Raw genomic sequence first — 23,197 nt, 5'->3', positions numbered from 1 at the left:
CCGAAAAGTGCATATCGAGTCAATCGGACATCGGGATTCACTCGATCGGACGATCAGCGCTCCGAGTCGTCCGACGTGGCCGGCAGTTCGGGGATTTCGAGCTCGTCTTCGTCTGCGCGACGGTCGACTTCGAGTGCGAAGGCGCGCAGACGCTTGTAACCCCGGACGCTCAGCGTCGGGATCTGCTTGAGGTAGAAGCGGTTGTCCGACCGGAGAGCGTTCGACACCGACTCGTCGACCAATGTTGTTCCCGGCCGCGCGGATCCGCACAGGCGGGCCGCGATGTTCACCGGCTCACCGAACACGTCGCCGAGCCGGGTCAGCACCTCACCCCGCGCGAGTCCGGCTCGCAGTTCGGGGATGGGCTGCGACTCGCTGAGACGGTGTATCCCGACGGCGGCCATCGCTGCGGCGGCCGGCTCGTGGAAGGTGAACATGACCGCATCGCCGAGCGTCTTGACCACCGATCCGTCGAGTTCGGTGATGATCTCGTAGGTGCGCTCTTCGAAGGCGTCGAGAAGCGACTGCAGTTCGGCCAGACCGATGCGCCGGGACAGACTGGTGTAGCCGACGATGTCGGCGAATCCCACGACAGAGTGCAGGCTTTCACTCGCCTCGCTCGCGGTGCGGCGTTCGAGGGCAAGCATCAGATGGCGGCGCCACACGAACTGCTGGATCTTCTCGAGGGCGTCGGCCATCTGTGGCACCGACCACGGGACGTCTGGGTCCGCGTCGAGCTCGACGAGCTGATCGGCCTGCCATTCCGCGAGGCGCGCCATGGACTGACCGATGCTCCGGGCGGTGGACACCTGGGCGGCCATCTCCATGACGTCTTCGCTGCCGCTGAAGATTCGCAGCGCCTCGAGGTCCTTGCGGGAGAAGATCTTCGTGTCGATGCGCCTGCGTGGAAAACCGAAGGCATTCCATATCTTCTCGGCATGCTCGCTGGGGATTCCCAGATTCGCGATGAGTTCGTCGCGGGTGTACTCCGCGGTGTCTTCCGACTGACCCTCGGTGGGTTCAGACATCAAGCACGCCCTTCATGAAGTACGCCATCCGCGCCCCGAACTCCGGCCGCGCCGTTCCGCGCCGCATCCGTACCGCGTCGTTGACGATGCTCAACGCGGCGTGGACCGCGACGGCTGCCGCGTCCCGCTTGAGGTCGGGGTCGACTGCAACCAGCAGGTCGATCCACCGTGCCACGTAGCGGCGCTGTACGTCCAGCAATGCGGCCGCCGGTGGCTGGCCCGCCAGGACTCCGGAACTGTTGAACGCCACCGACAGGTCGGGGGTGCTGGTGATGACCGTGACGTAGGAGTCGACGAGCAGACCGAGTAGTTTCGCCGGGTCGGAGGTGGCCGAGAAGGCGGCGATCACCCCGGCTTCGAGGCGCATGGCGCTGCGCTCCCCGATGCCGACCAAGATCGCCAGCTTCGACGAGAAGTGTTTGTACACACTGGGACCCGTGATTCCGACCGCCGCACCGATCTCGTCGACCCCCACGTCGGTGTAGCCGCGGTCGGCGAAGAGCGCGGCAGCGGCGTCGAGGATCTCGTCGCGTCGATTCGCGGTGACGTTGGTGACCGGCGACGGCGGGGTGAGTGGTGGCGCTGCACCGGGCGTGAGCACGATCAGCCGCCGCACCAGGGTGCCGAGTTCCACGCGCGCCCGGACGTCGGACATGCGGGTGTGATGCACCGACAGGCTGCCGCACACGCTGAGTACCGCCCAGGCCAGCTGAACCGTCTCGCGTTCGGTGAGTTCCGGTCGGCTCTGGGCCAACGTCGCCGCCCATCGGCCGAGGATTCCCCGGGTGCGCTGGGCGACCTGGATGTTCTGCTCCTCGGTCAGGTAGTTGCTGGTCCAGCGCCACAGCGCGGCCGAGCCCGGATGCGCCACCGCGAGCGTGCACGCGGCGTCGACGAGTTCGTCCACGGTCGGCTGTACTGCACCGGCGAACGCACGGTCGGTGCAGGCCTCCAGATCGTCGACGCCCGCCATCACCGCGGCGGCCAGCAGCGCCTGCTTGTCGTCGAAGTGCCGGTACAGCGACGGGGCGGTGACACCGGCACTCCGTGCGATGTCGGCAAGGGAGACCTGCGCATACCCGCGCCGCAGGAACAGCTCGGCGGCGTGGCTGACGAGCTGTCGTTTGCGGTCGGTGCCGCGCGTGCGGGCGGTGGGCTTACGGTCTGGCATGGTGAACCGACCATAGCGCACATTTGAGATCCGACGACGGTGTCTGATCACCAGGTATAGCCAAATTAGTTATTCCGCGTTAGCCTCGTAGAGTAACCACAAATGGTTCATGCGAAAGGAACACTCAATCGTGGCTGATCAAGCATTCATCTACGAGGCGATCCGTACGCCCCGTGGCAAGCAGCGCGGCGGCGCGCTGCACAGCGTCAAGCCGGTCGATCTGGCCAGCGGCGTCATCAATGAGGTCCTGGCCCGTCATGGCAGCCTCGACCCGTCCGAGATCAACGACGTCATCCTCGGCGTCGTCTCGCCGGTCGGCGAGCAGGGCGGCGTCATCGCACGTACCGCAGCTCTGAACAGCGGTCTGCCCGAGAATGTCCCCGGAACTCAGATCGACCGCTTCTGCGCGTCGGGCCTGGAGGCCACCAACCTCGCCGCGGCCAAGGTCGCGTCGGGCTTCGACGATCTGGTCCTCGCCGGCGGTGTCGAGTCGATGTCGCGCGTGCCGATGGGCAGCGACGGCGGTGCGCTCTTCACCGACCCGACCACCGCGTACGACAACTACATCGTCCCGCAGGGCATCGGCGCCGACCTGATCGCCACCATCGAGGGCTTCTCCCGTGAGGACGTCGACGCCTTCGCCGCCGAGTCGCAGGCTCGTGCTGAGAAGGCCTGGACCAGTGGCTACTTCGCCAAGTCCGTGGTCCCCGTCCGCGACATCAACGGTGTCATCGTGCTCGACCACGACGAGCACCGTCGTCCGGGCAGTACCGCCGAGAGCCTCGGCAAGCTCAAGCCCGCCTTCGCGGGTCTGGCCGAGATGGCCGGCTTCGACGACGTCATCCTGCAGCGCTACCCGGAGGTGGAGCGCGTCAACCACGTGCACACCGGTGGTAACAGCTCCGGCATCGTCGACGGTGCGGCTGCCGTCCTGATCGGTAGCGAGGAGGCGGGCAAGCGCAACGGCCTGACCCCGCGCGGCCGTTTCGTGTCGTTCGCGCAGGTCGGCTCGGAGCCGTCCATCATGCTCACCGGCCCCACCCCGGCCACCGAGCTCGCGCTGAAGCGTGCCGGCCTGACCGTCGACGACATCGACGTCTTCGAGCTGAACGAGGCGTTCGCGTCGGTCGTCATGAAGTGGATGAAGGACCTCAAGGTTCCGCACGAGAAGACCAACGTCAACGGTGGCGCGATCGCGATGGGTCACCCGCTCGGCGCGACCGGCGCGATGATCCTCGGCACCTGCCTCGACGAGCTCGAGCGCACCGGTGGCCGCTACGGCCTCATCACGCTGTGCATCGGCGGCGGCATGGGCATCGCAACCGTCATCGAGCGCGTCTGACGCCGGCGTCCCCTCTACCAAAGGAACTTTGAAAACACATGAGTGACAACCTTTTCAACTGGGAGAAGGACGCCGACGGCGTCGTCATCCTGACCATGGACGACCCCAACCAGGGCGCCAACACCATGAACGAACTGTTCATGACCTCGCTGCCGGTCATCGTCGAGCGTCTCGAGGCGGAGAAGGACGACATCACCGGTGTCGTCATCACCTCGGCCAAGAAGACCTTCTTCGCCGGTGGCGACCTGAAGGACATGACCAGCGGCCGCGGCGACGCGAGCAAGGAAGAGATCGCGACCGCGATCACGGAGCGCACCAACGGCATGAAGAAGGTGCTGCGTCGTCTGGAGACCCTGGGCAAGCCCGTCGTCGCCGCCATCAATGGCGCCGCACTCGGCGGTGGCCTGGAGATCGCGCTGCACACGCACTACCGCATCGCGGCCGACGTGAAGGGCGTGCAGATCGGTCTGCCCGAGGTCACCCTCGGCCTGCTCCCCGGCGGCGGTGGCGTGGTTCGTACCGTGCGCCTCCTGGGCATCCAGAACGCTCTGATGGGAGTCCTGCTGCAGGGCAACCGGTTCAACCCGACCAAGGCCAAGGAAACCGGCATCATCGACGAGGTCGTCGGTTCCATCGAGGAACTGATCCCCGCCGCCAAGGCCTGGATCGCCGCGAACCCCGAGGCAGCGCAGCCGTGGGACAAGAAGGGCTACAAGATGCCCGGCGGCTCGGTCACCAACCCGGCCTTCGCCGCGAACCTGCCCGCGCTGCCGTCGTTGCTGCGCAAGCAGATCAAGGGCGCCAACATGCCGGCCCCGCGCGCCATCCTGGCCGCGGCCGTCGAGGGTGCCTACGTCGACGTCGACACCGCCGACATCATCGAGACCCGCTACTTCGTCTCGCTGGTCACCGGTCAGGTCGCCCAGAACATGATCAAGGCGTTCTTCTTCGACCTGCAGCACATCAACAACGGTGGCTCGCGCCCCGAGGGCATCGAGAAGTACACCGCCAAGAAGGTCGGCGTCATCGGTGCCGGAATGATGGGCGCCGCAATCGCTTACGTCTCCGCCAAGGCGGGCATCGAGGTCGTCCTGAAGGACATCGACCTCGACGCCGCCAAGCGGGGCAAGGGCTACTCGGAGAAGCTCGAGGCCAAGGCTCTCTCGCGCGGCAAGACCACGCAAGAGCGCTCCGACGCGCTGCTGGCCCGCATCACCCCGACCATCGATCCCGAGGATTTCAAGGGTGTCGACCTCGTCATCGAGGCCGCCTTCGAGTCGGTTGAGGTGAAGCACAAGGTCTTCCAGGAGATCGAGGACATCGTCGAGCCGAACGCGATCCTGGGTTCGAACACCTCGACGCTGCCGATCACCATCCTCGCGCAGGGTGTGAAGCGTCAGGAAGACTTCATCGGTATCCACTTCTTCTCGCCCGTCGACAAGATGCCGCTGGTGGAGATCATCCGCGGTGAGAAGACCTCGGATGAGGTGCTGGCCAAGGTCATCGACTACACGCTGCAGATCCGCAAGACCCCGATCGTCGTCAACGACAGTCGCGGGTTCTTCACCAGCCGCGTGATCGGCACCTTCGTCAACGAGGCCATCGCGGCCGTCGGCGAGGGCGTCGAGCCGGCGTTCATCGAGCACGCGGGCACCCAGGCGGGCTACCCGGCCGCGCCGCTGCAGCTGATGGACGAGCTGACCCTGACCCTGCCGCAGAAGATCCGCAAGGAGTCCGAGGCGGCTGCCAAGGAAGCCGGCATCGACTTCCCGACGCACCCGTCGTTCGCCGTGGTCGACTGGATGGTCGACAATGGCCGCACCGCCCGCAAGGACGGCAAGGGCTTCTACGACTACGACGCCGAGGGCAAGCGCACCCAGCTGTGGCCGGGTCTGCGCGAGCAGTTCAAGTCGGGCAGCACCAAGATCCCGCTCGAGGACATGAAGGAGCGCATGCTCTTCGCCGAGGCGCTCGAGACCGTGAAGTGCTTCGACGAGGGTGTGCTCACCTCCGTCGAGGACGCCAACATCGGCTCGATCTTCGGCATCGGCTTCCCGGCATGGACCGGTGGTGTCATCCAGTACATCAACCAGTACGAGGGTGGCCTGCAGGGCTTCGTCGACCGTGCCAAGGACCTCGCGTCCAAGTACGGTTCGCACTTCGAGCCGCCGGCCTCGCTGGTCGAGAAGGCTGCCCGTGGAGAGAAGTTCTAGGGGCGAGAAGTTCTGATCTGCTGATCTGAAACCCGCAGGGCCCCGGCCGGATTCGTTCCGGTCGGGGCTTTGTGCTGTTGGCCAGCCAACTGCTTCTAGATCAGGCGAATAATCCGTTGCGGCCAGGTCGCCGACGTGGCAGAGTCTCTCGTCGGGCGTGAGAGCAGCCGAACGGAGGGTACTCCGATCATGTTCTGCGCGTACGACTTACGTCCTCTTCCACTGGTAACGGATCTGGCATCCCTGGGGTTCGAGTCCCCTCTGTGGCACCACCCCCGGGGTGAACGGGAACGTTCGGTCCTGCGGCGCTCGTCGAGCACGATGACGGGTGACCCCACCGACTGTCTCGCCCGCGGGTGGTGTCCGGGGCGAGCGAAGCGACGGGAAATACTGCCGGCCTGGCCATGGCGGGAGCACAACAACTTCAGAACACGACGACATGTCATGCGACGCAATGGAAAGGAGGCACGTCATGTCACTCTTCAGTCGAATCACCGTAGTTCCCGGGTACGTCACCCTGGAATACCGGGAAGGAAAGCTCACCCGGACGCTGCAGCCCGGCTCGCACTCGCGGCGTGGCGATGCCACCTACGTCACCGTCGACCTGCGTGAGCGGCTGATTCCGGTTGCGCCGCAGGAGATCCTGACGTCCGACGTGATGTCGGTGCGGGTCACCATGGCGCTGCGCCTCACCGTGGTCGACGCGGTCGCTTTCACCGAGCGGGCCGTCGACCCGATCGCGACGATCTACCTCGCCGCGCAGATCGCATTGCGTCAGGTGTGCGCCGCCTTGGCGTCCGACGACGTGATCCGCCGCGGTGATGCGGTCGACACCGCGCCTGTGCTCGTGGCAGCGCGTGCGGCCGGCGCCGGGGTGGGCGTCGAGGTCGCCGACGTGGTGATCAAGGACGTCATCGTGCCGCACGAGGTGCGGTCGGCGGCGCTCGAGGTGATCACGGCACGTTCACGCGGCCTCGCGAAGCTGGAGGAAGCACGCGCGGAGACCGCGTCGCTGCGAGCGCTGGCAAACGCAGGCAAGCTGCTCGACGCGCACCCGGCGCTGGCGCAGCTCCGGCTCGTGCAGGCAGCTCCGTACGGATCGCGAGTGGTGCTCGCGGTGGGCGGGGCGGACTCCGAGGCGCGCGCCGACGACTGATCGCGGGCCTGGTGCCGGGTGTGTCGGTGCGGTTGTTGCCGACACACTCGGCTCACCGGGGTTTCGACACGCGTCGGACTCGCTGCGCTCGCTCGTCGCTGCTCAACCAGCAAGGGGTCGGACTCGATGGCGGCTCGACCGGCGGGTGGGGGCTGCGGAGCGGGAGGGGGAGCGGGGTCAGCCCGGAGCTCAGCGCGCGAGGAACGCGGCGACGGTCGCCTCGAATGCCTCCTTGGCCTCGATCATCACCCAGTGTCCGCACTTGGGGAAGACGTGGAGTTCCGCGTCGGGGATGAGGCGCATCGGGACCATCGCCATGTCGGGTGGGCTGACGCGGTCGTCGCGGCCCCAGGTGAGCAGGGTGGGGCACTTGATCTTGTGCATCATCGACCAGTAGGGCGGGATGTCGGCGTCGGCGAGGAACTTCTGCTGCATCTCGAAGGCGGCCGAGCCGTACATCGCCCGGCCGGTGGCGAGGGCGTCGGCGTTCATCGCGGCTTCCCAGCGCTCCTCGATCAGCTCCTCGGTGACGAGCGCGCGGTCGTAGACCATGGCGGTGAGCCAGCGGATCAGCTTGTCCTTGTCGGGGTCGTCGGCGAACTCTTGCAGTAACCGCAAGCCCTCGCTGGGGCTGGGGCTGTACACGTTGGGTCCCACGCCCCCGATGGTCACCAGCTTCGCCACCCGGTCGGGCTTCTTCATCGCGAGGTTCACACCCACGACGCCGCCCATCGAGTTGCCGATCATCGGCGCGGAATCGATGCCGAGGGCGTTCATGAACGCGATCACCGACTTGCCCGCGGTCAGGACCGGCATGCCCTCCCACGGATCGCTCACCCCGAAGCCGGGAAACTCGAGCACGAAGCATCGATGCGTCTGCGCGAAGAACCCCAGATTGCCGCGATAGTTGCGCCAGCCCGTGACGCCGGGGCCCGAACCGTGCAGCAGGATCAGCGGCGGAGCATCGGGCGCGCCGGCCTCGTGATAGCGCAGCGTGCCCTGCTCGGTGGTCAGTTCCCGTTCGGTTGCGTCATAGGTGACATCCACGAACCAAGACTAGAACGTGTTCTATTCCGCTGTCACGCGGGTGAGTGACTATCCGTTGACGTCGTCGGCGATCGTGGAGGCGGGAAGAGGGCAGGACCGGCGGCCAGGATCGGGCCCCTGACGTTGGTCATCCGGGCATCTCCCGGAAGCGGACACTGACGGCCCGATCTCAGTCACCGGCTGTCGGTCATCGCGTTCCGCCGAACGCGACGCCACGAACACGCGCCCACAAAAGTAGGGGAAGAAACTTCTTCCCCGACCCTTGGTGTCTTCCCCCAGAAAATTCTCGCGGACGACTACGAACCCCGGGGAAGAAGTTCTTCCCTAGATTTTGCGGGCACGACGCCGTCGTGTTTCCCCAGTTCAGAAGCCTGGTTGCTGAACTCGTCGAGTCAGTCAGGCACCCAGTGCGGCGTCGTCCTCGTTGCCGAACGTGTCCTCGAGCGCCTCGGGGGAATAGTCGACGTCGATCTCGGCGACCGGGCGCCCGCGCGCGGCGGCGATCGCGTCGAGTCGACGGCTCGCTCGGTCGGCGGCGTGGGCGATGAACTGGGCGTTGTCTAGGCCGAAGGGTGGTGTCTCGAACTGCTCGTCGACCCAGTTGATCATGCCGAGCGCCAGCGGCGTCAGCTCGCCCAGGCGCGTGAGGGCGACATCCCAGAGGGCGTCGTCGTCGGCGATCAGTCGACGACACGTGTACGAACTCCACGCCACATGCCGGCGTTCGTCAGCGTTGACGAAGCGGATCACCCGCCGCAACCCGGGCAGGATGCCGTGTGTCGAGCAGATCCGCTGCACCATGTGGTGGCCGGTCAGGGCGAGCGACCCGACGACAACCTGGTGATAGGTGACCAACGCGCGGATCTCGTTCACAGGGGACGGGTCGTCGTCCAGTGCGGCGAGCGCGGTCGGGAGCTCGTCACCGAAGATCTGCCGATAGAACGGGTTGGCCTCCACGTAGGGCGTGAGGTCGTCGGACAGTCCGACGGCGTCGGACCACAACGCGAACACCTCGGCATGCTTGGACTTCTCGAAGGCAACCTGCGACAGGTACATCTCGTCGCCGAGTCGACGGCCCGCGACGGCTGACCGAAGGAAGGGCTGGATGTGCCGGGTGACCGCCTCCTCGCCGGCGCAGAACTGTGCGATGAGGTAGGTCGCGGCTCGTCGTCGCCCGTCGTCGATCTCCCGCCAATCCACGGCGTCCGCCGAGAAGTCGATCGCGGACGGGTCCCAGAATCGGGCGTTGCCCGTCATGAAGAGGTGCGTGGGAAAGCTGTCCCACTCCACGCCGGCACGAGGCAGGGGCGAAAGTTCTTCGCCCCCGTTCGTGTTGTGCTCGACGAGACTCAAGGCGACACCAGCTAACGATCATTCGACGGTTGTCCGTTGACGCTAACCCTTTACTGGCGCGAACGTTATCAGATTGACCGAACTCTCAGGTTTGGTTGAGGGTGTGTGGTCGGAGAATCAATTGTGTTGTCAGTCAGTCGATTTCGGCCTATCACGAGACAGTGTGCTCGGCCACCAGACACGGCGGCCGATGTCGATCGTCAGGGCAGGGACGAGCAGTGTGCGCACCACGAGAGCGTCGACGAGGACTCCGAAGGCCACCAGAAATGCGACCTGCGCGAGGAACAGCAGGGGAATCACCGCGAGCGCGGCGAAGGTCGCCGCCAGCACCACACCGGCCGACGTGATGACACCACCGGTCGCGGTGAGGCCGCGGATCATGCCGTCGCGGGTGCCATGAATTCGTGACTCCTCGCGCACGCGGGTCATCAAGAAGATGTTGTAGTCGATGCCGAGCGCGACCAGGAACACGAAGGCGAACAGTGGCACCACCGGGTCGGCGCCGGGGAAGCCGAAGGGGCCGTCGAAGAGCAGGCTCGAGACGCCGATCGTGGCCGCGAACGACACCACCGTGGTGGCCAGCAGCAATACCGGCGCGACGACGCTGCGCAGCAGCAGGATCAGGATCGCCAGCACCACCAGCAGCACGACCGGGATGATCAGGTTGCGGTCGTGGATTGCGGTGGTCCGCGTGTCCAGATCGACGGCCGACGTGCCGCCGACCAGGGCGTCGGCTCCCGGGATCGGGTGCACGACGTCACGGATCCGTTCCACCGTGTCTTGTGCCGCCAGCGACTCGGCGTTGTCGGTCAGTGTCACCTCGACGGCCACCTTGCCGTCGCGCACCACCGGCGTCCCGCCCTGCTGGAGAACCTGCGCGTTGGCCACGCCGTCGACCCCGCGCACCGCGTCGGTGACGGCGGCCGCGGACTGTTGGTCGGTGATGATCCAGGTCGGTGAACCGCTCCCGGCGTCGAAGTGTCTGGCCTGGATGTCGGCGCCCTGAACGGATTCGACGGTGCCCAGGAAGTAGTCGGTCGACGCGACACCGTCGGCGCGGAAGGTCGGCGCGAATGCGGCGCCGACCAGCAGAATGATCAGGGTGCCGATCCAGATGGTGCGCGGGCGGGCGGCCACGGCGTCGGCGATCCGACGCCAGAACCGGTGCGTGCTGCCGCCCTCGACATCGGCGTCGGGAGTGAATCGGGGACGCATCGGCCAGAACGCCGCGCGGCCGAGGAGTGCGAGGGCGGCGGGAAGGAACGTCATCGACGCCAGGAACGACGCCGCGATTCCGAGTGCCGCGACCGGGCCCAGACTTCGATTGGAATTGAGGTCGCTCAACAACAGGCACAGCACGCCGGCGATGACCGTTCCCGCCGACGCCGCGACCGGTTCGATCGTCGACCGCCAGGCGATGCGCAGCGCATCGTAAGTGTCACCGGTGGTGATGAGCTCCTCGCGGAATCGGGACACGAGGAGCAGTGCGTAGTCGGTCGCGGCGCCGAACACCAGGATGAACAGGATGCCCTGACTCTGGCCGTTGAGTTCGAGGGCGCCCTGCTTGGTCAGGAAGTACACGGCGCCGGACGCGAGCGACAACGCGAACACGGCCGAGATGACCACCACGAACGGGAGGATCGGGCTGCGGTAGACGACGATCAGGATCGCGATCACGACCGTCCCCGCGACCAGGAGCAGTAGGCCGTCGATCCCACCGAACGCCTCGCCGAGGTCGGCGACCTGTCCGGCCGGTCCGGTCACCGTGACGGTGAGCCCGTCGGGTGGGTTGGCGAGCGCGTCGCGCAGCTTCTCCGTGGTGTCGGCCGGTTCTCCGTCGGTGGAGATCGGGACGATCAGCTGAGCGGCCTGGCCGTCGTCGGAGCGGATCGGTGGTGAGAACTGCGGACCGAAGCCCTCGGTCCCGGCCAGTGGTGCGGTGGCCTGGCTGAGAAAGGCGAGGTCTTGAGGGGTGATGCCCGAGGTGCGCTCCGCGATGACGATCGCGGGCAGGAAGTCGGTGTCCTCGAAGTCGGAGAGCAGATCGTTGACCCGCGTCGACTCGGCCGACGCAGGCAAGAACGCAGAGTTCGAGTTCGTCGACACCGACGAGAGCTTGCCCGCAAACGGTCCGGCGACACCGCCGATGACGAGCCACCCGAGCAGGACGAGCGCGGGAATGAGCCACCGCAACGCCGTTGCACGGCCGGTGCCGCGGACCACTTCTTCTGGCTTCGTCGCCATGGGCTCATCTTTACATGTCTCGGTGTTCGGCAATCTCGGGCGCACGGTCCCTATTCGGAGCCGCGGCGGCGGTCGGATCGGTGTCTGAGAGATCCCTGAAACCGGCGCGGAAAAACGTTCCTTTGGGCAGGATGTGACGTGCGTCGCATAAGTCGATCGCCATAGTTTTTCCCCGCGTGGGATGGGACAAGAAGGAGCACGTATGAAGACCAAGGGCGCCATCCTCCGCGGAGTCGGACAGCCATGGCAGATCGAAGAATTCGAACTCGGCGATCCGGCCGCCGGCGAGGTGCAGGTCAAACTGGTCAGCTCCGGACTGTGTCACTCCGATCATCACCTGCGCACCGGCGACAGCCCGATTCCGATGCCCGTGCTCGGTGGCCACGAGGGTGCCGGTGTGGTGCACAAGGTCGGCCCCGGTGTCACCAACCTCAAAGAAGGTGACCACGTCGTCACCGCCTTCATTCCGGCGTGCGGAGTGTGCGAACCGTGTTCGCGCGGCGATCAGAACTTCTGCGACGAGGGCGCGCGATTGCTGTCGGGTCTGGCGATCTCCGACGACACGCACCGGGCGCACACCTCCGACGGCACCGGCCTGACCCAGATGTGCCTCCTGGGGACCTTCGCGCCCTACATCACCGTCAACCAGGCATCCCTGGTGAAGATCGAGGACGACATCCCACTCAAGGAAGCAGCACTGCTGGGTTGCGGTGTGGCCACCGGATGGGGTTCGGCCGTCGAGATCGGGGCAACCCACGCCGGTGACGTGGTCGTGGTGGTCGGCATCGGTGGCGTCGGGATCAACTCGGTCCAGGGTGCCGCCGCCGCAGGCGCGCGGATCGTGGCTGCAGTCGATCCAGTGCCATTCAAGCGGCAGATGGCCGAGAAGCTGGGTGCCACACACACTTTCGAGTCGATGGAAGACGCACTTCCGGTCATCGGCGAGATCAGCTGGGGCAAGATGGCGAATACGACGATCCTCACCGTCGGCGAGATCGACGGTTCGATGATCCAGCCGGCACTGAGCCTGACCGGCAAGGGTGGCCAGGTGATCGTCACCGGTATGGGCAACTTCGGTGCGATGGACGCCCAGATGAACCTCTTCGAACTGACCCTGCTGCAGAAGCGCGTGCAAGGCGCGATCTTCGGTGGAGCCAGCCCGCGTACGCAGGTCCCCACCTTGCTCAACGAGTACCGCGCGGGCAAGCTCAACCTCAGCGACCTGGTGACCAACACCTACCGCCTGGATCAGATCAACGAGGCCTACGACGACATGTTGGAGGGCAACAACATTCGCGGCATGATCGTCTACGGAGACGACGACTACTGAGCTGCGTCTGCGCGGAAGTGCGAGGCGCGCACTTCCGCTGGCCGGCGGAGCCTCCTCCCGCTGGCTGAGCTAGGTGCGAGCCTCGAAGCTCTTGGTGAGACGACAATGTCAACTCACCAGGGCCTCGAGGCTCTCGGCTAGCGCCTCGAGCACCTCAGGCAGCGGAAGGGTGCTGAGCCAGCGGGAGGGTGCTGAGCCAGCGGGAGGTTCTCAGCCAGCGGAGGGGGACTCTTCGCTTGAGTTCCCCACGTCGCGCTGTCGGAAGGTGATGAGCACGTTGAGGCAGCGGATACCGAGGCCGAGCAGGATGAGAGTGCTGGCCATCTGAATCGACACCGCGATGCGTGCGGGCTCGGAATCGGGTGCGATGTCGCCGAAACCCGTTGTGGTGAAAACGGTCAGGCAGAAATACAGCGCGTCGATCTTGGTCAGCTTCTCGTTGAAACTCCCGTGCGAGTAGTCCGAGAACAAGAAGTACGTGGTCGCGAACACCACGATGTAGAAGCTGGCCAGCGCGACCAGCATCTCCATCGCGGTGGCGACCGGCCGGGTGGATCGCGCGAATCTGCGTACCTCCCATACGCAAAAGGCGGAGAGCAGGATCGCCCCGACCAGTAAGCCGAGGTAGTTGACGTCGCTGTCCTTGTTGATCGGCAGCACGAAGTATCCGGTGAGCAAGACCACCGCAGCGCCGAGTGGCCGCAACAGGGCTTCGGTGACGTCGCGTCGGGCAATGCCGGTGAGCGGGTGCGGCTGCTCGGCCGGCCCGGATTCGCCCCCGCGCGCTCCGGAGTCGTCGGTCACCAGATCCTGACCCGGTCGGATTCGTCGAGATACAGTGCGTCGCCGGGCTTCACGTCGAAGGCGTCGTAGAACGCGTCGATGTTGCGGACCACACCGTTGCACCGGAACTCCGGCGGCGAATGCGGGTCGACCGACAGCCGTTTGATTGCTTCGGCGTCGCGGGTCTTGGTACGCCAGATCTCGGCCCAGCTGAAGAACACACGCTGTTCGCCGGACAGGCCGTCGATCTCCGGGGGTGTCGTGCCTTCGGTCGCGAGGCCGTAGGCGACCAGCGCGATCGACAAGCCGCCGAGGTCGCCGATGTTCTCGCCGATGGTGAAGGCGCCGTTGACCTTGTACTTGGGATCGAGGCCGTCCGGGGTGAACTCGCCGTACTGATCGATGAGTTTGCCGGTACGAGCCGAGAACTCGTTGCGGTCGGCGTCGGTCCACCAGTTCACCAGGTTGCCGTCGCCGTCGTACTTGGCGCCCTGATCGTCGAAGCCGTGGCCGATCTCGTGCCCGATCACCGCACCGATGCCGCCGTAGTTGGCCGCGTCGTCGGCGTCCGGATCGAAGAACGGCGGCTGCAGAATCGCTGCCGGGAAGACGATCTCGTTCATGCCGGGGTTGTAGTAGGCGTTCACCGTCTGCGGTGTCATGAACCATTCGTCGTGGTCGACGGGTGATCCGATCTTCGCAAATTCGCGCTCCTGCTCGAATGATGTAGCGCGCGCGACATTTCCGATGAGATCGCCGCGGTCGACGATGAGTGCGCCGTAGTCGCGCCAGGACGCGGGGTAGCCGATCTTGGGGGTGAACTTGTCGAGTTTGACGAGCGCCTTGGTGCGGGTCTCCGGCGTCATCCATTCGAGGTCGGAGATGTTGCGGCGGTAGGCGGCCACCAGATTCGCGATCAACTCGTCCATCCGCGCCTTGGCCTCGGGGCCGAAGTGCTTGTCCACGTACAACTTCCCGACCGCGAAGCCCATCGCGCCCTCCACGAAGGACACGCCGCGCTTCCAGCGGTCGCGGTTGGTCTCCGCTCCCGACAGCGTCCGCCCGTAGAAGTCGAAGTTCTCGTCGACGAAGTCCGACGACAGGTACGGTGCCGCCGAACGCAGCAGACGCCAGGTGAGCCAGGTCTTCCAGTCCTCGAGTGGCCGCTGCGCGACCAACCGGGCCGCGCTGGTGACGAAGGACGGTTGCCCGACGACGACTTCCGCGAAGGTGGCATCGCCGACCGTCCCGAGGCCGCCGAACCACTCGCCGAGGTCGAAACCGTCTGCCGCGGACTCCAATTCGTCCAGGGACAGCAGGTTGTAGGTCTTCTCGGCGTCGCGTCGGGCCACGACATCCCAATGGTCTTGGGCCAGAGCGGTTTCCAGATCGAGGATCGTCGCCGCGCGATCGGCGGCGTCGTCGAATCCGGCGAGGGTGAACATGCGCTCCACGTGCGCGACATACGCGGTGCGGGTGTCGGCGTGATTGTCGTTGCCGTCGGCGTCGGGGTGATAGTACGACTCGTCGGGCAACCCGAGGCCGGACTGCACGATGTGCACGAGGTAGCGGTCGGACGCCCGCGCGTCGGTGTCGACGTAGAAGCCGAACAGGCCGCCGACGCCGTGCCGGGTGAGGCGACCCATCCGACGGCAGAGCGCGGCAACCGAGTCGATCGCGGCGATCTTCTCGATCTCGCCGGCGATGGGTCCGATGCCGAGGGCATCGACGTGGTCGGTGTCCATGAACGACGCGAACAGGTCACCGATCTTCAGCGCGTCGGAGCCGCTCGGTGGGCTCGACTCGGCGCATTCGGTGATGATGTCGCGGACGTTTTCCTCGGCGCGATCGCGCAGCACGTGGAACGCCCCGTCGATGGCACGGTCCTCGGGGATCACGTGGGATTCCAGCCACTTGCCGTTCACGTGGGCAAACAGGTCGTCTTGGACGCGAACGGAATCGTCGACCCACTCGAGGTCGAGTCCGGACGCGAGGGTGGTGTCGGAAGAAGTCACGCGCTCCATCCTGTCACCGCGATCGCGATCCGTCAGCCGCGTCGGCCGACGCGGGCCTACCGTGGATGTCATGACGGCCCCTGATCTCGAGTCAACCCAGGTGCGTACCTACGACGTGGTGGTGGTCGGGGGTGGTCCGGTCGGCGAGAACGTCGCCGACTACGCGATCCGGGGGTCCGATCGGACGGCGGCGATCGTCGAACACCAGCTGCTCGGCGGTGAGTGTTCGTATTGGGCGTGTATGCCGAGCAAGGCGTTGCTGGGTGCGGGTGCGGCACTCGCCGCCGCGCGTGCCTTGCCGGGGTCCGCTCCCCGGGTCGTCGATGACCGGCCGGAACCGGACGCGCTGCTCGGGTGGCGCGACACGGTGAACCATTCTCGCGATGACGCGTCGCAGGTGGCGTGGGCGCGTGGTGCGGGCATCGAGGTCGTCCGCGGGCATGGGCGGATCGTCGCGGATCGGCTGGTGGTCGTCGAATCGGCTGACGGCGGGCGCTTGACTCTGCACGCGCGGCATGCGGTGGTCATCGCCACGGGCAGCGTTGCCTCGATCCCACCGATCCCCGGGTTGCGCGAGGCCCTGCCCTGGACGTCGCGCGATGCGACCAACTTGGTGGAGGTGCCGGACCGGATCGCGATCCTCGGCGGTGGTGTGGTCGCATGCGAGGCCGCCACGTGGTTGGCCGACCTGGGTGCCGCGGTGACCATGGTGATCCGCGGCGACCGTGTGCTTCCCAAAGCAGAACCCTTTGCGTCCGAACGGATTGTCGGCGGACTGCGCAAGCTGGGAGTGGACGTGCGATTCGGCACGACGATCGCCTCGGTGGACCGTCCTGGTGTCGCCGATACCGGGTATGGCCGGCTGCACGGCGAGCCGGCACGTGTCGTTCTGTCCAGCGGTGACACCGACGAGGACATCACGGTCGACGAGATCCTCGTGGCTGCCGGAAGAACGCCGGCGACAACGGATCTCGGGCTCGATTCGATCGGTCTCGAGGCGCACGGCCCGGTGGCCGTCGACGATCACATGACTGTCGACGGCCATCCGTGGTTGTACGCCGTGGGCGACGTGAACGGCCGAGTTGCGTTGACCCACATGGGTAAATACCAAGCGCGGGTTGCCGGCGACGTCATCGCTGCTCGTGCGCAGCGTCGCGAGTTGGACAACCCCCGGTACGCCGCGTCGGCCGACCGCGACGCCATCCCGCAGGTCGTGTTCACCCGCCCCGAGATGGCCTCGGTGGGGCTGACCGAGGCGCAGGTCCGAGAGCGGGGCATCGAGGTGCAGATCGCCGAGACCGACATCGCGGTCGCCGGCTCATACCTGGCCGGACCGGACTACTCCGGGCGCGCCAAGCTCGTCATCGACCGCGACCGTGGCGTACTCATCGGCGCGACGTTTGTCGGTGCGGGCATCGCGGAGCTGGTGCACTCGGCGACGGTGGCGGTGGTCGGGGAGGTGTCGCTCGATCGCCTCTGGCACGCGGTTCCGTCGTACCCGACGATCAGCGAGGTGTGGCTGCGGCTGTTGGAGCAGTTGCACTAGAGTCATATTGGTCTGACCACTTGACCACCTGTGCCCTGGTGGCTACCGTCACACCCATGCCGTTCGAACCCATCTCGCCGCGCAGCGTGCCCGAGGACGTCTATGAGCAGATCGTCGACGGCGTGCTGTCCGGCGAACTGCCCGCGGGCGAGTCGTTGCCGAGTGAGCGTGAACTGGCGCGTGTGCTCGGGGTGTCGCGCCCCGCGGTGCGTGAGGCATTGAAGCGGGTCGCTGCGGCAGGGCTGGTCACTATCCGGCAGGGCGGGAGCACGCGGGTGCTCGATCCGGCGTCGAGCGGCGGACTGGATCTGCTGCCTAGACTCCTTGTCCGACAGGGTGAGCTCGACCCTCGAGTCGCTCGCTCGGTGGTCGAGGCGCGGGCTCTGATCGGACCGAAGGTTGCCGAGCTCGCTGCGCTCCGTGCTGCCGATGGGGTTGCAGCACAACTGGAGTCGTCGCTCACCGATCTGGAGAACGAATCCGATCCAGCCGGACAGCAGGTCGTCGCGCTCGAGTTCTGGAGTCGCGTCATCGACGCCGCCGACTCGATGGCGTTCCGGCTGATGTACAACTCGCTGCGAGCCGCCTACGAACCGGTATTGCCCGAGCTGGCGACGGTTCTCGAACCCGAGGTCGGCAACCTCGGCGGCTATCGGACGGTGGTCGAGGCGATCGCGTCGCACGATCCGATCCGCGCCCGAGCCGCCGCCGAGGCATTGCTCGCGCCGGCAACCCAAGCGCTGCTTGCGATGTGCGAAGGACTGATGGGAGTGGAATCCACATGAAAACCCCGGATCAGGCGCGGCGTCGCGTCGAGAGCGACGAGCGTCGTCTGCGGGCGTCGCGGCGAAACGTGACCCTCGCGTCGGCCTTGGCCGAATTCGTGAAACATCCGTCGCCCTGGATGATTTCGGCATTCCTGGTCGCGTCCGTGGTCGCTCGGGTCTGGGTCGGCGGCTGGGGTGTCGCGGATCTTGTCGTACCCGTCGTGATGGTCGCGGTGTTCCCGATCGCCGAGTGGCTGATCCATGTCTTCATCCTGCACTGGCGGCCCAAGCGGCTCGGGCCGGTCACCCTCGACACCCTGCTCGCGCGCAAACACCGTGAGCACCATCAGGATCCGCGCGACATCCCGCTCATCTTCATCCCGTGGCGGGCGTTGATACCGGTGCTGGTGGCGGCGCTCGTGGTCGGGCTGGTGCTCTTTCGCAGCGTCGAACGTGGGCTCACCTTCATGGTGGTTCTCGGACTTCTGGGCATCGTGTACGAGTGGACGCACTACCTGATCCACACGGACTACAAACCCAAGACCCGCCTCTACCGGGCGACCTGGCGCAATCATCGCTTCCATCACTACCGCAACGAGCACTACTGGTTCACGGTCACCACGTCGGGAACCGCCGACCGTCTACTGCAGACCTATCCCGACCCCGAGTCGGTGGAGAAGTCGCCGACCGCGAAGAACCTTCACGCGCTCACCGATTGACGGTCGACGTCTGGCGGCGAAATCTGCGTCAGTTGACGGATGTGTTGCCATCGGCCGCGCTGCAGAGTCGAAGGCATGCAACTACCTCACGCAACACATACCGCTTACGACACCGGCTTCTATTCCGACGAGGGCCGCGACTACTCCGTCCGTTGCCTGCTCGGCACCTCCAACGCCGGCGGCGCCGACGTTGGCGAGGTTCTCGCCACCATCAGCGGACTCAAGGGCGGCGGACAGGCCTGGTTCGACGCCTGGCTCCGACTCGGCCGGCGCGTGCGCCACGAGGCCGACGCCAGCGCCGCAGGCGGCCACCGGGTCAGCGCGGCATGGGCGTACCTACGTGCGGCGAACTATCTTTCGATGGCGGTCGACGCGGTCGACGAGTTGCCCACCGCCGAACAGCGGCTGCCGGTGTTCCGGGAGCATCGCGCCGCATGGGAATCGTTCATCGACCACGGCCCGTTCGATGCTCATCGACTCACGATCCCGTACGAGGACACGACGTTGCCGGGCTGGTTTCTCGCACCGCTGCACCCTGATGGCGGCCGGCCCACGCTGGTCATGATCAACGGCAGCGACGGCGCGGTGTCCGGTCAGTGGAGTGCCGCCGCACGCGGCGCGCTCGAACGCGGGTACAACGTCGTCATGTTCGACGGGCCCGGTCAGCAATCCATGCTGTTCGAACACCAGATACCGTTCCGGCCCGACTGGGAAGCGGTGCTGACGCCGGTCACCGATGTCGTACTGCAACAACCCGGCGTCGACTCGGATCGTCTCGCGCTGTACGGAATCTCGCAGGCAGGCTACTGGGTGCCGCGCTCGCTTGCCTTCGAGCACCGGTATCGTGCGGCCATCGCCGATCCCGGCGTCGTCGACGTCGCAACGAGTTGGATGGACAAGCTGCCGAGCCCACTGCGCACGGAACTCGCTGCGGGCAAGCGTGACTCATTCGACCGCGACATGGGTATCGGAATGAAGCTCAGCTCGGCAACGAAGCGTGAATTCGATTGGCGGGCAAGGCCTTATGGTGCCACTGGATACTTCGAAACCTATGTGGCGGTCCAGGAGTACCGGCTCACCGACGAACTCGCCGCCCAGATCAGAACCCCGATGCTGGTCACTGCTCCGGAACACGAACAGTTCTGGCCCGGACAGTCGGCTCGGCTCGTCGGCATGGTCGGAGGAGGAGCGGAACTGATGGAGTTCACCGCCGCCGATGGGGCGAGTTGGCATTGCCAGCCGATGGCCCGCGCAATGACCGACCAGCGCATGTTCGACTGGCTCGACGTCAAGCTGGCCTGACCGAGAGGGACACGACTCGCGACAACCGGTGCCGAATCGGAGAACGCGAGTGCTGCAGCACTCGCGTTCTCCAACTCGACTCGATTCCTGGCCGGGCGAGTCGGTCGGGGCGCTACTCGCCGAGTCGCTTGTTCATCGCCCAGACGAGGACCTCGGCGTCGGAGGTCGCCGTGATGGCCAGCCCGTCGGCGTCGTCGGCGCGCAGGGCGTCGCCGTCGCCAAGCCGATCGTCGCCGATCACGACCTCGCCGGCGGTCACGAACACGTGGGTGAAGCGTGCCGGCGGAACCTCGACACACTGCCCCGGTGTCAGGCGCGCCGCGTAGAGGGTCGCGCCGGCGTTGGCGATACGGATCGCGGAGTCGACACCGTCCTCGCCGGAGGCGACCGGCACGAGTTTGCCCGGACGAAGCAGGTCGGAGACGTTAGCCTGTTCGTACGACGGCTCGAGACCGTGGTTGTCGGGCATCACCCACATCTGGATGTAGCGCACCGGCGAGCGGCCGGAATCGGAGAGGTCGGGCCAGGGGTCGTTGCGTTCGGAATGCCGGACGCCCGAACCCGCACTCATCCGCTGTGCGAGGCCGGGATAGAGGACCCCGCAGTGCCCCGCGGAATCGCGGTGAACCAGCGTGCCCTCGACTACCCAAGTGACGATCTCGGTCTCCTGGTGAGCATGTGAATCGAACCCGTGGCCCGGCGACACCAAATCGTCGTTAATGGCCAACAGCACTCCGTAGTGGGTGTTGTATGGGTCGTAGTGGTCTCCGAAGGAGAAGCTATGGCGGGACACCAGCCACTCGGTGGCCGTCACCGCGCGCTCGGGTCCTCGGATCAGGGAAACCGTCATGATCCATTATGGACAGCCGGTGAGCGCGCTCTGGCGACCAGGGCAGATACGCGAGTTCCGCACGGCCCACGCCATTCCCGGCCGGCCGTCACCCCCGCACGAACAGCGCCGCGAGACACGATTGTGACCGCTCCGATCCCCGAATGGAAGCTCAAGGGATCGAAATCGCGTGTGACAAGAGTGAAAATTGTGAACATGAAGATCTGGGTCAAGTGCGCGATCCTCGCGACTTGTGCCGCGCTCGGAATCGCTGTCGCTGTGTCCTCGTGTGGAATCACCGGAACAGACGACACCGGGGCCGCAGCCGCGATGAGAGGCTATGCGTCCGCGTTGAACAAACAGGATGCCGGTGGTGCCGCGCAGTTCACCACCGCACCTGGTCAGGCCGGGGAGGCGCTCACCGCGACCCTTCAGGCGATGCGGGCCAACAGCGTGCACGTCGAGGTGCGCAACCCCGTCGAATACAGCGACGGCACGGCGTCGTTCGCCCTCAAGACCACCTACACCTGGGACAAGGGCCGGAAGTTCGAGACCACCAGCAACGGCACCGCCCGACACCTCTCGACCGGGTGGAAGGTGACGTGGGAACCGTCGATCATCTATCCGGGTCTGCCCGCGGGCGGAATGCTGCGCGAGATCCGCACCGACGCGACCCCGGCACCGTCCGTTCGCAGCCGTACCGGCAAGGCGTTCATGGTCTTGCAGCCGGTCAACGAGCTCATCCTCGACCCGGCCCGCACCCGGAACCCGGACAACTCCGCCCGCGCGCTGGCACGCGCCATCGCCCCGATCGCCCCGCTCGTCACCGCGCAGATCATCACCAACAAGCTCGACGAGGCGGCCGGCAGGCCGGTCACGGCAGTGGTGCTGCGCGACTCCGACATGGGCGTACTCGCCGGCAACCCGGCTCGTATCCCCGGGGTCACCGTCAACAAGGCGGGCGCCCTCGTGATGGCCGACCGTCGACTCATGTCGCCGCTCGAGTCGGGGCTGACCAACTACTGGCAGGCCATCCGCGACGCGACCGCCGGCTGGCAGGTACAGATGGTCGGTCCGGGCATCAAGCCGCGCAAGCTCGTCGGCGAGCAGGGTCCGGCCGGGCCGAGCGTGTTCACCACCGTCGATCAGTCACTGCAGCTCACCCTCGGTGACGCCGCGGTGGAGGTCGGACAGCCCGCCACCATCCTCGCGCTCGACGCCGTCACCGGCGGCATCCTGGGGATGGCCCAGAACACCTATGCGGCTCAACGCAACATCAACGTCGACCAGGCCTTCCCGGTGGGCACCACGCTCAATCCGGTGTTCGACGCGGTCGGACGCGCGGCAGCGGCCAACCAGGAGTCCAGCGAGGCCATCCTCGACCGGCTCGGGCTCGGCGTCCAGCTGACGGTGCCGGGTGCCAGTGCGCCGATGCCAGGGCAGCCCGGCGTGACGACCGTCGACTTCCAGCACGGTCAGACCGTGTCGATGATGAACATGGCAGCCCTCGGTGTGGCGCTCGCACGCGGCGGCGCCGGACAGTTCACGTCCACGGCGCCCTTCGTCATCAAGGGCGTCCCCACCAAGGTGGTCGGCGGTTCGCTCGGCGAACTGGATCCGGCGCTGATCAACCAGATCCAGCGTGCGATGGTGCTGACCGCGAAGAAGGGCGACGCGAGTGACCTGACCCGTGCGCCCGGCCTGCGTGCACTGGTCGGCACCAACGGCCCGCAGGGCCCCGGATGGTTCGTGGGCTTGCAGGGCGGCAAGGTGATCGTCGTCTACACCGAGGGACCGAAGTCGGGAACGGCGGCACTCCAGGTGGCGCAGAAGTACTTCACCATCAAGTAGCGCGAGTCAGGAACTGCGCTGAGCGCGTCGCGCGAGTGCCGCGAACGCAAGGCGCCATCCCAGCAGGAACAGCGCGAGGAAGGTTGCCGCCACGACGACGAACGCGACTTCCACGCCTTGGTGCAGGATGTAGCGCACGATCATCCCGACGGTGACCGTGCAGAACCAGATCACCAGACCGACCGGAACCACCCGGTCGGGGCGGAAATCGTGGCCGAAGAAGTCGCTCGACCGGACATGCGAGTACACATAGGTCACCGACCAGCCGGCGGCGCAGCCGACGAGGAACGGCCACAACGTCTGCACGACGCCGATCAACGACAGGGCCTCTTCGTGGCTGGCCCGCCCGATGAGGGCGAAAACGGTGATGGCTGCGGCGTCGATGAGAGCGGCGACCGGTGCCGACGCCACCCCGCGCATCGGGGCGAGCGTGTGCTCTACGGTGTCCGAACTCGCCATGGTGGATTACGGTAGCGTCTCGGCGCTGCGCTTGGCACGTCA

18 protein-coding genes are annotated in these 23,197 nt (G+C 66.3%); 9 read left to right on the top strand and 9 right to left on the bottom strand.

What is annotated here, in order from left to right; translation table 11 throughout:
• Positions 1–53: 53 nt before the first annotated feature.
• A complete protein-coding gene (locus MKW15_RS00170) occupies positions 54–1,028 on the bottom strand; it encodes an adenylate/guanylate cyclase domain-containing protein (RefSeq protein ID WP_240854957.1) in 975 nt (324 codons plus the stop codon).
• Positions 1,021–2,199, bottom strand: coding sequence for a TetR/AcrR family transcriptional regulator (locus MKW15_RS00165; protein ID WP_240854955.1), 1,179 nt, complete (start codon positions 2,197–2,199; stop codon positions 1,021–1,023). Before MKW15_RS00165 ends, MKW15_RS00170 begins: the two co-directional genes overlap by 8 nt.
• A 130-nt stretch (positions 2,200–2,329) precedes the next feature.
• Here MKW15_RS00165 and MKW15_RS00160 point away from each other — a divergent pair, with 130 nt between their 5' ends.
• The 3 genes from MKW15_RS00160 to MKW15_RS00150 all read left to right on the top strand — a co-directional run bounded on the left by MKW15_RS00160 (position 2,330) and on the right by MKW15_RS00150 (position 6,910).
• The gene (locus MKW15_RS00160; protein WP_240854953.1) at positions 2,330–3,541 is read left to right on the top strand and encodes an acetyl-CoA C-acetyltransferase; all 1,212 of its coding nucleotides are present in this window, start codon (positions 2,330–2,332) and stop codon (positions 3,539–3,541) included.
• 38 nt (positions 3,542–3,579) lie between these two features.
• Positions 3,580–5,754: a 3-hydroxyacyl-CoA dehydrogenase NAD-binding domain-containing protein gene (locus tag MKW15_RS00155; RefSeq protein WP_240854951.1), complete on the top strand. Its 2,175-nt coding sequence runs from the start codon at positions 3,580–3,582 to the stop codon at positions 5,752–5,754.
• 472 nt (positions 5,755–6,226) lie between these two features.
• Positions 6,227–6,910 (top strand): slipin family protein, encoded by a 684-nt coding sequence (locus MKW15_RS00150; RefSeq protein ID WP_240854949.1) that lies wholly within the window; start codon positions 6,227–6,229, stop codon positions 6,908–6,910.
• A gap of 189 nt (positions 6,911–7,099) precedes the next feature.
• Here the strand turns inward: MKW15_RS00150 and MKW15_RS00145 are convergent, their stop codons facing one another.
• From MKW15_RS00145 to MKW15_RS00135, 3 genes are all read right to left on the bottom strand, one after another.
• Positions 7,100–7,957, bottom strand: coding sequence for an alpha/beta fold hydrolase (locus MKW15_RS00145; RefSeq protein ID WP_240854947.1), 858 nt, complete (start codon positions 7,955–7,957; stop codon positions 7,100–7,102).
• 396 nt (positions 7,958–8,353) lie between these two features.
• Positions 8,354–9,310, bottom strand: coding sequence for a R2-like ligand-binding oxidase (locus MKW15_RS00140; protein ID WP_240854946.1), 957 nt, complete (start codon positions 9,308–9,310; stop codon positions 8,354–8,356).
• 129 nt (positions 9,311–9,439) lie between these two features.
• Entirely contained in the window at positions 9,440–11,554 is a 2,115-nt protein-coding gene (locus MKW15_RS00135; protein ID WP_240854943.1) for an MMPL family transporter, read from the bottom strand.
• 202 nt (positions 11,555–11,756) lie between these two features.
• Between MKW15_RS00135 and MKW15_RS00130 the strand changes: the two genes are divergently transcribed.
• Positions 11,757–12,884 (top strand): NDMA-dependent alcohol dehydrogenase, encoded by a 1,128-nt coding sequence (locus MKW15_RS00130; protein WP_240854942.1) that lies wholly within the window; start codon positions 11,757–11,759, stop codon positions 12,882–12,884.
• A 210-nt stretch (positions 12,885–13,094) separates the two neighbouring features.
• Here MKW15_RS00130 and MKW15_RS00125 read toward each other — a convergent pair whose 3' ends face one another.
• Positions 13,095–13,688 (bottom strand): potassium channel family protein, encoded by a 594-nt coding sequence (locus tag MKW15_RS00125; protein ID WP_374245699.1) that lies wholly within the window; start codon positions 13,686–13,688, stop codon positions 13,095–13,097.
• Positions 13,685–15,691, bottom strand: a complete 2,007-nt coding sequence (locus MKW15_RS00120; RefSeq protein WP_240854940.1) for a M13 family metallopeptidase — start codon at positions 15,689–15,691, stop codon at positions 13,685–13,687. Before MKW15_RS00120 ends, MKW15_RS00125 begins: the two co-directional genes overlap by 4 nt.
• A 61-nt stretch (positions 15,692–15,752) precedes the next feature.
• Between MKW15_RS00120 and MKW15_RS00115 the strand changes: the two genes are divergently transcribed.
• The 4 genes from MKW15_RS00115 (at position 15,753) to MKW15_RS00100 (ending at position 20,016) form a co-directional block, all read left to right on the top strand.
• Positions 15,753–17,228: a dihydrolipoyl dehydrogenase family protein gene (locus tag MKW15_RS00115; protein WP_240854938.1), complete on the top strand. Its 1,476-nt coding sequence runs from the start codon at positions 15,753–15,755 to the stop codon at positions 17,226–17,228.
• A 56-nt stretch (positions 17,229–17,284) separates the two neighbouring features.
• On the top strand, positions 17,285–18,013 hold the full coding sequence (locus MKW15_RS00110) for a FadR/GntR family transcriptional regulator (protein ID WP_240854937.1): 729 nt from the start codon (positions 17,285–17,287) through the stop codon (positions 18,011–18,013).
• A complete protein-coding gene (locus MKW15_RS00105; RefSeq protein ID WP_240854936.1) occupies positions 18,010–18,714 on the top strand; it encodes a sterol desaturase family protein in 705 nt (234 codons plus the stop codon). Before MKW15_RS00110 ends, MKW15_RS00105 begins: the two co-directional genes overlap by 4 nt.
• A 75-nt stretch (positions 18,715–18,789) precedes the next feature.
• Entirely contained in the window at positions 18,790–20,016 is a 1,227-nt protein-coding gene (locus tag MKW15_RS00100) for an alpha/beta hydrolase family protein (protein WP_240854935.1), read from the top strand.
• A gap of 112 nt (positions 20,017–20,128) precedes the next feature.
• Here MKW15_RS00100 and MKW15_RS00095 read toward each other — a convergent pair whose 3' ends face one another.
• On the bottom strand, positions 20,129–20,866 hold the full coding sequence (locus tag MKW15_RS00095) for a pirin family protein (RefSeq protein ID WP_240854934.1): 738 nt from the start codon (positions 20,864–20,866) through the stop codon (positions 20,129–20,131).
• Between the two features lie 195 nt (positions 20,867–21,061).
• On the opposite strand from MKW15_RS00095, the gene MKW15_RS00090 reads away from it, so the two are divergent.
• Positions 21,062–22,696 carry an NTF2-like N-terminal transpeptidase domain-containing protein gene (locus tag MKW15_RS00090; RefSeq protein WP_240854933.1) on the top strand — a complete coding sequence of 545 codons (1,635 nt, stop codon included), beginning with the start codon at positions 21,062–21,064 and terminating at the stop codon, positions 22,694–22,696.
• A gap of 6 nt (positions 22,697–22,702) precedes the next feature.
• Here MKW15_RS00090 and MKW15_RS00085 read toward each other — a convergent pair whose 3' ends face one another.
• Positions 22,703–23,155: a DUF3054 domain-containing protein gene (locus MKW15_RS00085; RefSeq protein WP_240854932.1), complete on the bottom strand. Its 453-nt coding sequence runs from the start codon at positions 23,153–23,155 to the stop codon at positions 22,703–22,705.
• Positions 23,156–23,197: the final 42 nt, after the last annotated feature.

It is taken from the genome of Gordonia gummivorans (genome assembly GCF_022513585.1).
GTDB lineage: Bacteria > Actinomycetota > Actinomycetes > Mycobacteriales > Mycobacteriaceae > Gordonia.
The sequence above is the reverse complement of the archived record's forward strand: the minus strand, read 5'-3'. Positions and strand labels throughout refer to the sequence as shown.

What these genes read in the sequence shown, in the direction of transcription:
- MKW15_RS00170 (WP_240854957.1), bottom strand. Translation starts at nt 1,028, where the DNA reads ATGTCTGAACCCACCGAGGGTCAGTCGGAAGACACCGCGGAGTACACC.
- MKW15_RS00165 (WP_240854955.1), bottom strand. Translation starts at nt 2,199, where the DNA reads ATGCCAGACCGTAAGCCCACCGCCCGCACGCGCGGCACCGACCGCAAA.
- MKW15_RS00155 (WP_240854951.1), top strand. Translation starts at nt 3,580, where the DNA reads ATGAGTGACAACCTTTTCAACTGGGAGAAGGACGCCGACGGCGTCGTC.
- MKW15_RS00150 (WP_240854949.1), top strand. Translation starts at nt 6,227, where the DNA reads ATGTCACTCTTCAGTCGAATCACCGTAGTTCCCGGGTACGTCACCCTG.
- MKW15_RS00135 (WP_240854943.1), bottom strand. Translation starts at nt 11,554, where the DNA reads ATGGCGACGAAGCCAGAAGAAGTGGTCCGCGGCACCGGCCGTGCAACG.
- MKW15_RS00130 (WP_240854942.1), top strand. Translation starts at nt 11,757, where the DNA reads ATGAAGACCAAGGGCGCCATCCTCCGCGGAGTCGGACAGCCATGGCAG.
- MKW15_RS00120 (WP_240854940.1), bottom strand. Translation starts at nt 15,691, where the DNA reads ATGGAGCGCGTGACTTCTTCCGACACCACCCTCGCGTCCGGACTCGAC.
- MKW15_RS00115 (WP_240854938.1), top strand. Translation starts at nt 15,753, where the DNA reads ATGACGGCCCCTGATCTCGAGTCAACCCAGGTGCGTACCTACGACGTG.
- MKW15_RS00110 (WP_240854937.1), top strand. Translation starts at nt 17,285, where the DNA reads ATGCCGTTCGAACCCATCTCGCCGCGCAGCGTGCCCGAGGACGTCTAT.
- MKW15_RS00105 (WP_240854936.1), top strand. Translation starts at nt 18,010, where the DNA reads ATGAAAACCCCGGATCAGGCGCGGCGTCGCGTCGAGAGCGACGAGCGT.
- MKW15_RS00100 (WP_240854935.1), top strand. Translation starts at nt 18,790, where the DNA reads ATGCAACTACCTCACGCAACACATACCGCTTACGACACCGGCTTCTAT.
- MKW15_RS00095 (WP_240854934.1), bottom strand. Translation starts at nt 20,866, where the DNA reads ATGACGGTTTCCCTGATCCGAGGACCCGAGCGCGCGGTGACGGCCACC.
- MKW15_RS00090 (WP_240854933.1), top strand. Translation starts at nt 21,062, where the DNA reads ATGAAGATCTGGGTCAAGTGCGCGATCCTCGCGACTTGTGCCGCGCTC.
- MKW15_RS00085 (WP_240854932.1), bottom strand. Translation starts at nt 23,155, where the DNA reads ATGGCGAGTTCGGACACCGTAGAGCACACGCTCGCCCCGATGCGCGGG.